The 14,261-nt window shown below is 40.3% G+C and carries 14 protein-coding genes and 1 tRNA gene; 9 read left to right on the top strand and 6 right to left on the bottom strand.

Annotated features, from left to right (window positions below; all coding sequences use genetic code 11):
- Positions 1 to 3 precede the first annotated feature (3 nt).
- The 7 genes from CPBP_RS00990 (at position 4) to CPBP_RS00960 (ending at position 6,195) form a co-directional block, all read left to right on the top strand.
- Positions 4 to 1,308, top strand: coding sequence for an amino acid permease (locus CPBP_RS00990; protein ID WP_350332197.1), 1,305 nt, complete (start codon positions 4 to 6; stop codon positions 1,306 to 1,308).
- 11 nt (positions 1,309 to 1,319) lie between these two features.
- Positions 1,320 to 1,616 carry a YggT family protein gene (locus CPBP_RS00985; RefSeq protein WP_350332196.1) on the top strand — a complete coding sequence of 99 codons (297 nt, stop codon included), beginning with the start codon at positions 1,320 to 1,322 and terminating at the stop codon, positions 1,614 to 1,616.
- Positions 1,617 to 1,622: 6 nt separating this feature from the next.
- Positions 1,623 to 2,492: a bifunctional 5,10-methylenetetrahydrofolate dehydrogenase/5,10-methenyltetrahydrofolate cyclohydrolase gene (locus CPBP_RS00980; protein WP_350332195.1), complete on the top strand. Its 870-nt coding sequence runs from the start codon at positions 1,623 to 1,625 to the stop codon at positions 2,490 to 2,492.
- Positions 2,482 to 3,204, top strand: a complete 723-nt coding sequence (locus CPBP_RS00975; protein ID WP_350332194.1) for an RlmE family RNA methyltransferase — start codon at positions 2,482 to 2,484, stop codon at positions 3,202 to 3,204. Before CPBP_RS00980 ends, CPBP_RS00975 begins: the two co-directional genes overlap by 11 nt.
- Positions 3,205 to 3,228: 24 nt before the next feature.
- Positions 3,229 to 3,894 (top strand): thioredoxin domain-containing protein, encoded by a 666-nt coding sequence (locus CPBP_RS00970; RefSeq protein WP_350332193.1) that lies wholly within the window; start codon positions 3,229 to 3,231, stop codon positions 3,892 to 3,894.
- Positions 3,891 to 4,373 carry a phosphatidylglycerophosphatase A family protein gene (locus tag CPBP_RS00965; protein ID WP_350332192.1) on the top strand — a complete coding sequence of 161 codons (483 nt, stop codon included), beginning with the start codon at positions 3,891 to 3,893 and terminating at the stop codon, positions 4,371 to 4,373. Before CPBP_RS00970 ends, CPBP_RS00965 begins: the two co-directional genes overlap by 4 nt.
- A 1,735-nt stretch (positions 4,374 to 6,108) precedes the next feature.
- A tRNA-Leu gene (locus CPBP_RS00960) sits at positions 6,109 to 6,195 on the top strand.
- Between the two features lie 5 nt (positions 6,196 to 6,200).
- Here CPBP_RS00960 and CPBP_RS00955 read toward each other — a convergent pair.
- From CPBP_RS00955 to CPBP_RS00940, 4 genes are all read right to left on the bottom strand, one after another.
- Positions 6,201 to 7,073 (bottom strand): RNA polymerase factor sigma-32, encoded by an 873-nt coding sequence (locus tag CPBP_RS00955; RefSeq protein WP_350332191.1) that lies wholly within the window; start codon positions 7,071 to 7,073, stop codon positions 6,201 to 6,203.
- A 210-nt stretch (positions 7,074 to 7,283) separates the two neighbouring features.
- Positions 7,284 to 7,904, bottom strand: coding sequence for a Smr/MutS family protein (locus CPBP_RS00950; protein ID WP_350332190.1), 621 nt, complete (start codon positions 7,902 to 7,904; stop codon positions 7,284 to 7,286).
- 194 nt (positions 7,905 to 8,098) lie between these two features.
- Complete coding sequence (locus CPBP_RS00945; protein ID WP_350332189.1) at positions 8,099 to 8,734, bottom strand: hypothetical protein; 636 nt, start codon at positions 8,732 to 8,734, stop codon at positions 8,099 to 8,101.
- Positions 8,735 to 8,831: 97 nt separating this feature from the next.
- Complete coding sequence (locus CPBP_RS00940) at positions 8,832 to 9,416, bottom strand: DUF3916 domain-containing protein (protein ID WP_350332188.1); 585 nt, start codon at positions 9,414 to 9,416, stop codon at positions 8,832 to 8,834.
- A 129-nt stretch (positions 9,417 to 9,545) separates the two neighbouring features.
- On the opposite strand from CPBP_RS00940, the gene parE reads away from it, so the two are divergent.
- Together parE and CPBP_RS00930 are read left to right on the top strand one after the other, a co-directional pair.
- Positions 9,546 to 11,489, top strand: coding sequence for a DNA topoisomerase IV subunit B (gene parE / locus CPBP_RS00935; protein WP_350332187.1), 1,944 nt, complete (start codon positions 9,546 to 9,548; stop codon positions 11,487 to 11,489).
- 173 nt (positions 11,490 to 11,662) lie between these two features.
- The gene (locus tag CPBP_RS00930; protein WP_350332623.1) at positions 11,663 to 12,034 is read left to right on the top strand and encodes a nucleotide triphosphate diphosphatase NUDT15; all 372 of its coding nucleotides are present in this window, start codon (positions 11,663 to 11,665) and stop codon (positions 12,032 to 12,034) included.
- Here CPBP_RS00930 and CPBP_RS00925 read toward each other — a convergent pair.
- Positions 12,021 to 13,343: a hypothetical protein gene (locus tag CPBP_RS00925; protein WP_350332186.1), complete on the bottom strand. Its 1,323-nt coding sequence runs from the start codon at positions 13,341 to 13,343 to the stop codon at positions 12,021 to 12,023. The genes CPBP_RS00930 and CPBP_RS00925 overlap by 14 nt on opposite strands.
- Positions 13,282 to 14,160 (bottom strand): hypothetical protein, encoded by an 879-nt coding sequence (locus CPBP_RS00920; protein WP_350332185.1) that lies wholly within the window; start codon positions 14,158 to 14,160, stop codon positions 13,282 to 13,284. Before CPBP_RS00920 ends, CPBP_RS00925 begins: the two co-directional genes overlap by 62 nt.
- Between the last annotated feature and the right edge of the window lie 101 nt (positions 14,161 to 14,261).

Genomic DNA, 14,261 nt, shown 5'->3' with positions numbered 1-14,261 from the left:
ATTATGGGGGCATCCTCAACCCATCGTACTATTGGGCTCATTTCGGCCATTTCGCTTGTCGCAGGTAATTTGGTTGGCTCTGGTGCCTTTATGTTACCATCGGGATTAGCCAGTTACGGTTCCATCAGTTTATTATCCTGGATATTTACGTCAACAGGTGCGTTGATATTAGCCTTAATTTTCGCAAAGTTTAGTATGAAGTTTCATGCAACTGGGGGGCCTCATGTCTTTGCGGGAGAAGCGTTTGGATCTCACGTTTCATTCTTTGTCGCATGGGGATATTGGATGTTAACGTGGATTGGAAATGCCGCCATTGTGGTTGCAATGTATGGGTATCTTAGCGACTTATCCGATGGACGCTTAAATTCTTTAGAGCTATTTTTAATAGGGTTATGCGTTCTTTTCCTTATTACACTTGTAAATTTACGCGGAATAAAAGAGGCTAGCTTTATTCAAAATTTAGTGACCTTATTAAAACTAGTTCCCATGGTATTGGTTCCCATTGCGGCATTTTTCATTTTTGATCCTGAACGTTTAACTCATTTTATACCGACAGGTAAAACTGCATTGGGTGCCTTTAATGGTGCTGCTCTATTAACGTTATGGAGCTTTGTGGGCATTGAATCTGCAACTGTCCCCGCAGAAGACGTAAAAGATCCCCACATTACCATTCCAAAAGCAACCATTTATGGAACTTTAATTGCAGCTGTTATTTATATCCTTGGCAACTTAGCCTTATTAGGTGCCGTTGATCACACTGAATTAGCTCAGTCCAGCGCTCCATTTGCACTGGCGGCTGACAAAGTATTTGGTGGGTTATTCTGGGGTAACGTCGTTGCAGCGGCTGCGGTTGTTTGCTGTATAGGCACACTAAACGGATGGATGTTGGTCGTTGGGCAAATCCCCTTTGGTGCCGCAAAACAGGGTTTATTCCCCAAATTTTTTGCCCTTCAATCAAACCGTCGCGTTCCAATCTATGGCATTATCATTTCAGCGATCTGCATGGCCTGTATTTTAACGATGACATTTGATCCTGATTTAAGTAAGCAATTTTTATTTATCGCAGAATTGGCAACAACTACAATATTATTGTTATTCATCGTAATGCTATTAGCCTTTGGAAAGCTTATTCAAAAAGGTGTATTTGCTAGCCGTCCTGATCGCATTTTATTAATACTTGGCATTGCGTATACAAGTTGGACGCTATATGGTGCCGGCTTGAAAATGGTTGCATTATCCGCTATTGTTGTAATTTCAGGCTCACCCATGTATATGTATATGCGTAAAAAGCTACCTAAAACAAAATAAGGATATCCGATATGAATCACATTCTGATTTTACCCTTTTTAGAATTAATCGATGGGTTGTTAGGATTCTATCAACTTCTAATCATCATTGCAGTTATCGTCAGTCTGCTGACGGCGTTTAATATATTGGATACCTACAAACGCGGCGTATTTGTGTTTGTGACCACACTCAATCGATTCACTGATCCAGTTTTGTATCAAATTCGACGCATTGTTCCTGCGATGGGCGGTCTTGATTTTTCTCCCGTAATTGCAATATTTTTAATAAACGTACTGCGAAACGTTATTCACAGACTCACATGTATTTAAGTTAATATGACAGTCACACTTATCAATGGACTTACAACTGCCGAAAGCATCCGAAACACAGTAAAAGAATCGGCAGCAGAATTTTTTGCGACCCATTCTATAAAGCCTGGGCTAGCTGTGATTTTGATTGGAGAAAATCCAGCAAGTTTATCATACGTAAATATTAAGCTGAAGCGATGTGCGGAACTTGGTATCCATGCTGAACTCATAAAATTTGATGTCAATGTATCCGAAGATACCGTCATACACGCCATTGATGTTTTGAATGCACGACACGATATTCATGGGATTATTATTCAATTGCCGTTGCCACCTCACCTGTGCGCAAACACTTTAATTGATCATGTATCACCCCAAAAAGACGTGGATGGTCTTCATCTTCATAATATTGGTGCTCTACATAGTTCACGTCCAGGAATCATACCCTGTACACCAAAAGGAGTTCTAACGTTATTAAAAACTATCCCTGTGGCATTAAAAGGCAAGCATGCTGTGGTCATTGGTCGGTCATTAATTGTTGGACGCCCTATGACTGCGTTATTGCTAAAAGAACACTGTACTGTTACACACATTCACCGATATTCTGAAAACTGGGCGTCGTTAACCAGACAGGCTGATATTGTGGTTGTGGCAACAGGCGTTCCAAACTTATTAAAAGCAGAACATATTAAACCTGGAGCCGTTATCATTGATGTAGGCAGCACGCGTGTGATTCACGATGATGGCTCGTCTACGTTTGTTGGAGACGTTGCCCCAGATGTATTTCAAAAAGCTGGCTATATAACACCCGTTCCAGGGGGCGTTGGTCCCATGACGGTTGCAATGCTATTACAAAACACCGTCGACACGGCATGGAGCCAACACAATGACAGATGATAACTCTTCTAAACACCGATTTAATAAACCTGTTCAAAAACGACGAGACACAGCAACCCTTTCAAAAGCAAAAGGAAAAACTGTATCTCAACAGCGATGGTTGATGCGACAACTAAACGACCCCTATGTGCGCGCAGCAAAAGAACAGGGGTATCGTTCCAGGGCAGCCTTTAAATTAACCGAACTTGATGATAAGCATCATCTATTGAATCCTGGTATGCGGATTGTGGATCTTGGCTGTGCTCCAGGTGGATGGACTCAGGTTTGCGTAGAACGATTAAAACTGTTGCATCAAAAAAAAGGGCAAGTCATCGGAATTGACTTACAAGAAGTTTCCCCTGCAATTGAAGGAGCAACCCTATTACAAGGCGATTTTCTAGATCCAGCCTTGCAAGATCAACTGACTGCACTCTTAACTGGCCCTGTAAACGGCGTACTCAGCGATATGGCACCTGCATCCACGGGACATGAGCAAACCGACCATTTACGCATTATGGCATTGGCAGAAATAGCCTTACACTTTGCTTTAACGGTACTATCGCCTGGTGGCTTTTTTGTGGCTAAAGTCTTACAAGGTGGCAGCGAAAAAGATTTGCTAAATACCTTAAAATTACATTTTGAAAAAGTGGTTCACGCAAAACCTCCCTCCAGTCGAAAAGATTCACGAGAACTTTTTGTAGTAGCAAAAGGTTTTAGACTTGTCGTAAAATAAACAATAAAAAAAAAGAGTAACAGTGTGCGTAGTATTTTTTGTATTCTAGTGGTCTTAAGTATCCTTGTAACGCCAAGTCATGGCAACAGTTCATCCACAGAACCGTCGCCATCTGAGGTTACTCCACCCAAGAAACTATTTGTAATGCCTGATGTTTATAAAAAATATACATTATCCTTTGGCGATCCTGATGCCCCTATTAAGATTCATAAATTCTTTTCATTTTCATGCTCATCCTGCTTAATGTTTCACAAACATCACTTTCCGGTAATTTTGGATCAATTTATCAAAACCGGAAAAGTCTATTGGACGTTAGTTCCTTATGTGATGGATGTTGATACCCTGTACGTTATGGCCACCCTCTCAACATGTCCCGATGACGTAAAGTCACATGCTTATGAAACACTTATGGACAGCGCTTCAACCTGGACAGAGGACGATAATAAAGAACATATCATCCAAGTACTGAAAGCCTGTGGCATCAGCGATGACGTCATTCAAAACACTCTTTCAGAGACCAATTATGAAATTGTACTTCGCGACAGCTTTGATTTTCAAGACTATATCCAAATTGATGGCACCCCCACATTGTTCATCAATGGCGAAGAAATTCCTGGCATTCCAGGGTCTAAAAAGCTTACCAACATTATCACTGATATGTTAAATAGCAATAACGGAGGCGCACAATGAACACACTGAATACTATTTCCTATTGGCTTGCAACGTGGTTTAAAGTGGGGCTATGGCCAAAAATGCCAGGCACATGGGGATCGTTAATGGCAATTCCCGCCGCTGCCGTATTATATTTTATCTTTGGTGCAAAAGGTTTACTGATTGCAACATTCATCGTGTTTATCTTAGGCATCGTATCAAGTTACTTTGTATTGTTTTCTACTCTTGATTCTGATCCCTCGTTTATCGTAATCGATGAAGTCGCAGGACAATGGTTAGTTCTATGTGTCGCTGGAAATGATGTTCGCTTTTGGATTATTGGATTTGTACTGTTCAGGCTGTTTGATATCCTGAAACCTTATCCCATCAAACAGATTGAAACTTACTTTGCAGAAGGGTCTCAGTTATCAAAAGCAACGGGTATCATGGTGGATGACATTGCCGCTGCAATGTATGCAATTGCCTGTCTGTGGGTCTTAAGGTTGATGTTCACCTAACCAGCGTGACGCTGGCAACCTGAGGTTGCATCCGTTAGGTTGGATCGGGTGTGTTGTGACGCGGATTATTGCCGCGGAGAGTGACGAAGGTTTTGATTCTTTGAGTTGGATTTTGTGCGATTTGAGATATGGGGCAACGTGACGTTGCACCAGCGTGACGCTGGACTCGTTAGGTTTGATCTTGTGTGATTTGAGGTATGTAATAAGATACAAGTGGGGAGTACGGCGCCGCATATGAGAGGGTGTATTAGAAGTAATTTGATACTGATGCTTTCCGTTGAGAATGAAGAGGATTTTTGACCCACCTTCGGCGCAGGAGGGGTAAGGGTGAAAAATGATTTTGAGATATTTTGTTGGAGAGTGTGTTTTAGTTCCTTTGTTTGAAAGTGCTGTGTTTGTGCAACTTTCAAAGTGTTGTTATAGCAATGTGTGTTTGCCGCGTGAAATCCGTGTCTGTGCGAATCGGATCTATCTTATTGGATGCAACCTCAGGTTGCAAAACCGAGTGAATCCCCAGTAACCCGCACGTGCAAAAAGAACCCCATTTCTTACACGAATGGGGAAAGGCGGACTTTATTGATAGGCACAAAGTCGGTGTTTTACGAGCCCGTCGGCTCTAGGGGTTGTTTACAGGGCTGTGACTACTGATCGGGTAGTTGAGCACCTGTACTGGGGATTCGATTCTGCGTTTTGTCCTTGAGTGTTTCAAAGACGTAGAACGAAAAAAGGCTACCCAGGTTTTTGGGTAGCCTCTTCGCAATTCTAGCTATTAGTATACATATAGAATTCGAAAAGTCAAGAGCAAACTGAGTTTGCATTCATTAGGCTAGATCCGATGTGGTCTGACACGGATTATAATTTTTTCAAATCGTATTTATAATTTAACCACATAAAACAATTATCCAGTGGCCTTTGCTCCCCAGACTTTCTTCTAATGGATCCAACGTGACGATTTCGGCTTATAGCGTTGTTTTTGTAATCCGTGTTTGTGCGAATCGGATCTATCTATAGGGTGCAGCGTGACGCTGCCAACGTGCCGTTGGATCCATTAGATAATACAGTTTGTAAAAATTGTATTCCGTGTCTGCGCGAATCGGATATAACTTATGGTGTGCAGCATCATGCTGCTTTTTGCCCACCGTTTCGTGAAGAAATGACGGATTGCTTCGTCTATTTAGTCTCGATTTAGGGAGTGGGTTTTGTCCCCCCACCCGAAGGTCACTGAGGGTGCCTGGGGCGGGGGGTGTGCGAAAATCAGAAAAATTAAAAAAGTGTTAACATTTATTAACGGATGTACTTTTTTTAATACCCCGTGTCAGGCCACATCGAGTCTAACCTAATGGGTACTCGAATAAATTTCTGAACTGTTGCAACGTTGTGTTTCACAATCCGTGTCAGAACACATCGGATCTAACCTATGGGGTGCAGCATCATGCTGCCAGCGCGTGCCGTTGCATCTATTAGATTTGTCCGTTTCATAGCCTTGATATTTTTAAACAGGTCTTCAGGTTGTATTTCACAATCCGTGTTTGTGCACATCGGATCTGACTTATCGGATGCAACGGCACGTTGTGATATGCTGGGCGAGATCCTAGAGGCACAATGTGTTGGTTACGTATAATCCGTGTCAGAACACATCGGATCTAACCTATGGGGTGCAGCGTCACGCTGCCAGCATCATGCTGCTTAAATTGATTGAATCTAGTGAATGAATCTAGTACACTGTGTGTATATTGCGGTCGTGGCGAAACTGGTAGACGCGCAGCGTTGAGGTCGCTGTGGATTAAACCCCATGGAAGTTCAAGTCTTCTCGGCCGCACCAAATTCTTAGTGAAGCAACCCCTGATGGGCTGATAATCGCTTAACTTCTAATTGAATTGTCTCAAATGCTTTTTCTTCAATCTGTCGAATTCGTTCTTTTGACACCCCAAATTCTTTACCCAATTCGTCAAGCGTGCGTGGTGGTTCTTTGATTCTGCGATCATAAAAAACTAAGCGATCTCGCTCTTTTAATGAATTGAGCACGTCTTTAAGAACGGTTGCACGCTTGATGTATTCTTGGCGCTCAGCTGTATATGTTTCTTGGTTAGGTTTTGTATCCACAATCCAATCTTGCCATTCAGATGTGTCATCATCGCCCCCTCCTCCACCGATTTTTTCATTTGTAGATAAATCTTTTGTTGTTAAATGCGTATGCATGTGCAAAATATCGTCACGTGTAACCTCTAATTCTGTGGCTAAATGATCGGCTTGTTCATTGGTTAATTGCCCTATATACCCATATTTGTGTATCAAGCTTCGTAGTTTAAAGAACATGCGTCTGTGTTTTTTACTGCCACTGTGGCTTAGCAACGATGAAGCTTTAAAGATATAGTCTTGCAGGGCTGATTTAACCCACCATACGGCATAGGTTGAAAATTTAAATCCGCGTTCAATATCGAAATTTTTTACGGCATGCATTAACCCAACATGACCTTCTGCGATGAGTTCTTCTAAGGGTAACCCGTATCCACGATACCCATTCGCGATCATTTTAATTAGTTTTTCATGATTGTCTAATAACCGTTTTAACGCTCGCTCGTCAGTTTTTTCGCGCCAGTTTTCAATTAATTGATATTCATGAGGATCTTCTGTTGTTCCTATGTGATTAAAGGATTCAACGTGATGAGATAGGTTTGAGGTGGGTTCAGATACAGACACGGTAACCTTTTTTCTTTTTAGTCTATCATGTCTGAATACTGAAAGAAAAGAACTTACTTATGCAGCGTGACGCTGCCAACGTGCCGTTGGATCCATTAGATTTGTCCGTTTCATAGCATTGATATTTAAACAGTCTTCAGGTTGTTTTTTGTAATCCGTGTCGGATCACATCGGATCTACCCAATGGATGCAACCACAGGTTGCTCGGATCTAGCTTATAGGGTGCAGCCTCAGGCTGTGTTTTAAATATATTAAATAGGCGCCTTCCCCACCGTGTTCTGAAGGTGCCTTTCTAATTTTAATTATTTTGGTGTTAAAGAATGGTTCTTGCATCCATTTGGGGAATATGGCTCTTAAGGTTGGGCTTTCTGGTTCAGGATTAGGACGCCCCTTTCCTGTGATTACTTTTAGCAGCCGTGCTTTTCGTTGAATGGCGTGGCTGAATGCGGCTTTTAATCGTTCATACCCAAGAGGAAGAGTATATCCGTGTAAATCAACAACTGACATGTGGTGGGATGTCAGTTTAGGCAATTGCTTTTTATCGATACGATCCAAATCAAGAATAGAAATTTCACTGCTGGGCGTCATAAATAATTGGGGTTCATAAGTAGACAACAGCTGAGATTTTTGCTTTATGGACGTTGGAAGTGATTTTTTGGCATAGGCATTGCGATGTTGATTCACCCAATCCATATGGCGTGTTAAAGCCTGCCAATCCTGTGTATCTACTGGAGCATCGGATAAGGGGTGAGTATGTTTTGCTGCATCTGGTTTATCCAGGTGTTGAATAAACGCAGCCCACACATCAAACTCTGTTGTTTTTTTCGTCATAACTGTATCTAAAAGGTTCAAGTGGATTTATAACATAGATTGCGTAAAAGAAGGATTAAAATGCGATTACATGGTTTGCGCTCGCTCACGTTCAAATGAAGTTAGAGGGAAGATGTTTATGGCTTATGAGGCAGTGGTATCAACGACTTCATAAGCCATAAGGTGGTTATTGGAGCAAGAAAGATTAAATTTTACTAATTTAATTCTTGTGGTCTATACGTAATAGAACGGTTATGTGGGCCTATTACACTCATGTATAAATCATATTCGGCCTTTTCTGTGTCAGTTCTATCTTTTGAATTTCCATAGGTTGTTAAGTCAAGTATCAAATGTTCCCATTCGAGAGATTTTCGTTTAGATCTTTGTGACTCAGGCTTCGTTAGTTGTTTTTGTATATAATCGATCATTGCTTTTAATTTATGTTTAAAGGCTTCGTGTTTGATGTCTTCATTTATAACAACTTGATATGAGTCATATCTCATTTTCACCCTTTCATCATCAAGCACCTCAGGATGCGTACGAGATATTGCGCTAATTAATAATGATTGCAAATCAAGAATTTCATCTTTTATTAACTCTAAAAAACGTCGTTGATCGTCGCGAATAGCATCTCTTTGAGTAAGAATTTCAACAAACTCTATTAACCGTCCCGTTGATTCTATGCATGCTTTTAGAGGTTCATCACTTACGTTAGCTTTTAATACGGTATTAGTAAGATTTTTAATTTCTGTATCTAAGCTTGGGATTTGCGTAGAAGCAAATGTTGATGATATTGCTAACATCTTAATTGCCGTGATAATTGAAAATACTAGTTGTCTAGAATAGCTCATATGTTTGTCCTGTTTTTTGTCAATATTAGGGGGTATTAATATACATATATCGATTACTTGTCAACTCGCTTCATCAAGAAGTGTGCGAGCTAATATTCTATAGCCAAGCACCTAATTCTCCAATTGCCCATAACTCACCTTGATATTTCAATTCTTCATCTACTATGCGTTCAACATATCCTTGCTGAAGCAAATCGACATCATCTGAAATAAAGACATTGAGTTCTTTGAGTAAGCTGCGTTCTTTATCGTTGATTGGCGTCCAACTAAATTCAACACTTGTACGATTAAAAAACTGAGTATAGTAATCTTTATCAAAAAAAATAGTTATTTCACTTTGAAATAAGTCGTGCACAGATATCATGCAAAGTATTTTAGATTGAGAGGAAGGATTGAGCTTCTTTTTTGTCTTTATTAGATTAGCGACAGCATTTAGTAAAGCTTGTACGCATTCTTGAATAATTTCCTTTGAAGGATTAGGATACACAATGCTATCAGTAATTGGTAATTTACAATTCCAATACTTATAGGCGTAATTCTCTTCTGGATAGAATCCTAGGCATGACTCTGCCCACTGCTTCAGATTATTTAGTCTTCGGCGTACAGTAAGCGGAGATAATTCTTTATCATTAATATTTAATCGTCGGTATGTGTAGAAATCAGTAGGAATTCTAAGTTTCATTTTTTACTTTTGTCAATATTAGGGGGTATTAATATACATATATCGATTACTTGTCAACTCGCTTGATTTAATTGTGTAATTCCATCATAATGACGATTGTATTTTTTCAAAGAAACCCAATAGAAACCCATGAGCGATTTATTTTCATCTTCATCAAAGAATCAAACCTATACCGCCAAAGATATTGAGGTATTGGAAGGATTAGAGCCCGTACGTAGACGACCCGGTATGTATATCGGTGGTACGGATACCAATGCATTGCATCATTTAGCGGTAGAGATCATTGATAACTCTATGGATGAAGCTGTTGCGGGTCATGCCAGTGAAATTCATATTCGTTTAATGGACAATAACACACTGCAGGTATCGGATAACGGTCGAGGAATTCCTGTTGACCCCCACCCTAAGTACCCAGACAAATCTGCCCTAGAAGTCATCGTGACAACGCTGCATTCCGGCGGTAAGTTTAAAGAAGGCGCTTATGAAACGTCGGGTGGTTTGCACGGTGTGGGATTATCGGTAGTGAACGCCCTAAGCGATCATTTATTGGTTAAAGTGTTTCGTGATGGAACTCAATATACTCAAACTTTTTCAAAAGGGCATGCGACCTCCCCCGTTTTAAAGGATGAGGCGCCTAAACGAAAACGAGGTACAGTGATTGAATTTCACCCTGATCCCGAGATCTTTGTGGATTCTAATGAGCTGTCTGCAAAACGTATTCATGATATTTTAAAATCAAAAGCGTATTTGTTTCGTGGTGTTACGATTTATTGGGAGTGCGATGAAGGCGTGGAACGTCCAGATTCGATTCCAAACAAAGCTGTATTTCATTATCCAAAAGGTATCGAAGACTATTTAGATTCTTTGATTGAGACTAAAGAAAGCATTGGAAAGCTTGCTGGAAACACTCAAAACGATGAAGTCAAAATTGAGTGGGCTTTGGCATGGATTCCAGATGATGAAACATATTTTAGATCGTACTGTAACACGATTCATACTCCACTGGGGGGCACCCATGAAAGTGGTTTCCGCAGCGGATTGTTTAAAAGCATTCGCAACTTTGGAGAACTGAGCGGAGATAAGCGCGTTGAAAAAGTTATCGCTGATGATGTGTTTGCAGAATGCTTGGGCTTTATTTCGGTGTTCATCAAGAACCCTCAATTCCAAGGTCAAACCAAAGAAAAATTGGTAACGACGTCTGTTCAAAAAGCATTAGATTCATCGATTCGTGATTTTTTTGATCATTATTTTATTCAACATAAAGAATTTACCCAGTCATTGATTCAGTACTTTGTTGAAAAAGCTGAGGAACGTTTGGCAAAGAAACAAGCAAAAGACATTCAACGTTCATCGGTTACAAAGCGATTGCGCCTGCCCGGCAAGTTAACAGATTGTTCAAAAAGTACGCCTGAAGGGACTGAGATTTTTATCGTTGAAGGAGACTCTGCTGGTGGGTCGGCAAAGCAAGCACGGTTCAGAGAAACCCAAGCCATATTACCCTTGCGCGGGAAAATCCTGAACGTTGCAACAGCAACAATGGATAAAATGATGGCGAACCAAGAAATTCAAAATCTGATTCAAGCACTGGGTTGTGGTTATGGTAAGACGTGTGATCCAGCTAAATTACGGTATGAGCGGGTTATCATTATGACGGACGCCGACGTTGATGGAGCGCACATTGCGTCATTGTTGATGACATTCTTTTTCCAGCAAATGCATGCAATCATAAAAAGAGGTCACTTGTATTTGGCTCAACCGCCATTGTATCGTCTGTCTGCGGGTGGCACCATTGCCTATGCAAAGGATGATGCCCACAAAGATGAACTAATGAAGACGACATTCAAGAAGTTTTCAAATATTGATATTAGTCGATTTAAGGGGTTGGGAGAAATGAACCCATCCCAACTTAAAGAGACAACCATGGATTACAAAAAGCGTTCATTGATTAAAGTCAGCATCGAAGGTGATGAAACCGTGAACGATTTCGTAGAACGTTTAATGGGGAAAAAACCCGAAGAACGCATGATGTTTATTCAAGAAAATGCATTGTCTGAGGTTGATTTAGATATATAGCCACTGAGCATCGTTGCTCTCAAAAGTTGAGCTGGATGTGTTTGTCTTTAAATAATTTGATAAATCATAAAAAATATGGCACTTCTTTAAAGGCATAGGAGTTGAACCATGAGTAAAGCTAGTGCAGTTGGCGTCGGTGTTGGGGTATTAATTTTTAACTCTAAAAATCAAATATTGATGGGGGGCAACGCTTAAATAGCATCGGTGCTGGTGGATGGAGTCCCCCAGGCGGGCATTTAGAATTTGGTAAAACCTTTGAAGCGTGCGCCATTCGAGAAACCTTTGAAGAAACCGGGTTAACAATTTCCGATCCAACGTTTGTAGCCGTAACCAACAATATATTCGAAAAAGAATCAAAGCATTACATCGTTATTTTTATGAGAGCAACGTACCCTGAAGGGCAAGAAATTCTTCATAAAGAACACCATAAAACTACTGAATGGCAATGGTTTAATCTTGATGATTTGCCCGATAAAATCTTTCCACCCTTTCGACGATTATTAAATAATGATAGTTATGGGTTGAGTATTTTTAATCAAAACTAACCTGAGTTCGAAGCCATTCTCTAAGATCTAATTCAAAAGCGGTAGAGTTTTTAATACTTGGCGTTTGCTTTACTTTTTTAGAATAGACGGCGCTTAAATTAATAGAATCATAGGAATCTAATGGGCTGGTTTCTTCTGTTGCGGCACCATTGACGCTTTGGTATGCGTCTAATTTATCAACAGACATAAAGGCTGCCCAATAAGCAAATGCATACAGACCGCTACGCGTATTATCTGAATCTTTTCCGTTAAGACCTGTGTATACGACACTGTCTGTTTCTGCAGCAACGTACTTTAAATCTGTAGCTTTCCTTTGTTTGTTGAGAGTACTTACAATCTGAGCCAAAAGTTTTTTGTCGTAACTTTTTTGGGCAAGTGCTGGATCTATTAACGAAACATTTCCGTGTTTATCAAGGGTCACAATGACATATTGCCCTTTCCCAGCGCCGTCTAATCTGATAATGCTGGCATACATAGAGCGGTTCTTTTTTGTAAATGCATCGAGAGCTGGATCAAGCATTGCTGACTTTAAGAGAGCGTCATTAATTTTTACGGCATTTTCAGAAGCATCTGTAATCATAACTGATGCGGCACTAATGCAATTTACTGGAATATCGATCTTAGGGTTATCAGCCAAATACCTTAACATTAACGCTTGTATTGCGTTGGATGTAAGATTTCCAGAACTGAGAGCTTCGACGCTTTCGTGAACCTCATCCGGCGCTGGGGTATGCGTTCCGTAGGGATCATCACTTGATTTTTGTATGGCTGTACTGCCTGTTGGAAGATCATCTTGTTGAAAAAACACCTCATACCCGGCCGTCAGGGACTTTCCATTCACAGTTGCTTTCCATAAGGATTGTAGTTCTTTATATTTAGCTTGATAAGCCAAAGTCGTTGGTGCGGGACCAGCTTGTTCTAAAGCCTTAACTGTAACTAGTGTTGGCGAAAGAACTTGTTGCTCTGTCGTTGCAACGGGCAATGATAGTATAGGTTTGGGAACAATCAAAGGGGGTACAATAGATGTAATTACAGAGTTTGAACTATTTGAAGATGTACCTGCACTTGAACTAATAGCATCATTGATCGCGTCTAAAATCTGTTGAGCTTGTTCTTCTGGGGTTAATTCCCCTGGAGGAGTCCATGCGCGCGGCAGATACCCAGTACTTTCTTCTGGAGGGATGGCATCTGCACTTATAGAGGGGCATACAATCAAGTATGAAAACGATATTAGAATGAAAAACCGCTTATGCTTTGCGAGCAACGATGGTCGGATATATGTGGTGTGTGTCGTAAAATATGTCAACAATTTCAAAACCAGCCTTGTGTAATAATGTTATCATTTTGCTTTCTGGGCGAGAGGCTGGTTGGAAATCCATAATATCCACAAAAATACTGTGCTCTGTTAACACATCATTTACATCGACATTTTTCCAAGGCGATGCATGTAGGTTATGCAAAGGAGATGGAGTGAAAAAGCTGCTGATAAAAATTCCGTTTTGTTTTAATGCAGCATAGTATTTTTCAAACAGCTCCAACACTTTTTGCGGATCTGCTTCCAAGACTGACAATCGATTACTAATAATTAAATCATGTTGATTGCAGTCAGTTAACAGCCATATATTCTTTTTTAACAGCAAAAGGTTAACTTTTCGTTGATCAACAAGCGGTTGCATTTGCATTTCTGCACGCACCAATCCTTGAATGTCGTTGTCATACCCAATAATTTTAATATTGCTTATGTTGGAATAGTCTAATTCTGCAACTTTTGAAATAACACCACACGGCATGACACAGAAAACCATGTTGGATCTTAAATGAGATTGCAGTGCGTCCCGTGTGATATAATAGCGTTCTCTGGCGGCCTTAATTTTAGGAGACTTAGATAAAAACCATGTTTCAAGAGGATGGTCTGTTGGAGATGTTTCGTTATGACAAACATAATCAACCCATGACGATGTTATGACACCCGTAGTTAACATTGCCCGTCCTAGATCAAATTCTTTTAATTGATGAATTAAGTCGATTATGTCAGAGGAAGGAATTAATAACCCCTCGTTCATTTGGACTTTTTGGATAATGCCCTCTGCAATAATATCTATATCAACACCGGGGGTAATCGTCATCTACTTGAAACTCCATTATTATTAAAAAAACTCTGCGCCACACATCATAAATTTTAAGATTAATATAGAGCTTCATTTTTTAGCAATTACTCATTACTTGG

The organism is Candidatus Bodocaedibacter vickermanii (genome assembly GCF_014896945.1).
Lineage (GTDB): Bacteria > Pseudomonadota > Alphaproteobacteria > UBA6184 > UBA6184 > Bodonicaedibacter > Bodonicaedibacter vickermanii.
This window is presented reverse-complemented; position numbering and strand designations above follow the sequence as displayed.

Coding starts and splice junctions, on each gene's coding strand:
- CPBP_RS00990 (WP_350332197.1), top strand. CDS start 4: ATGGGGGCATCCTCAACCCATCGTACTATTGGGCTCATTTCGGCCATT.
- CPBP_RS00985 (WP_350332196.1), top strand. CDS start 1,320: ATGAATCACATTCTGATTTTACCCTTTTTAGAATTAATCGATGGGTTG.
- CPBP_RS00980 (WP_350332195.1), top strand. CDS start 1,623: ATGACAGTCACACTTATCAATGGACTTACAACTGCCGAAAGCATCCGA.
- CPBP_RS00975 (WP_350332194.1), top strand. CDS start 2,482: ATGACAGATGATAACTCTTCTAAACACCGATTTAATAAACCTGTTCAA.
- CPBP_RS00965 (WP_350332192.1), top strand. CDS start 3,891: ATGAACACACTGAATACTATTTCCTATTGGCTTGCAACGTGGTTTAAA.
- CPBP_RS00950 (WP_350332190.1), bottom strand. CDS start 7,904: ATGACGAAAAAAACAACAGAGTTTGATGTGTGGGCTGCGTTTATTCAA.
- CPBP_RS00945 (WP_350332189.1), bottom strand. CDS start 8,734: ATGAGCTATTCTAGACAACTAGTATTTTCAATTATCACGGCAATTAAG.
- CPBP_RS00940 (WP_350332188.1), bottom strand. CDS start 9,416: ATGAAACTTAGAATTCCTACTGATTTCTACACATACCGACGATTAAAT.
- parE (WP_350332187.1), top strand. CDS start 9,546: ATGAGCGATTTATTTTCATCTTCATCAAAGAATCAAACCTATACCGCC.
- CPBP_RS00920 (WP_350332185.1), bottom strand. CDS start 14,160: ATGACGATTACCCCCGGTGTTGATATAGATATTATTGCAGAGGGCATT.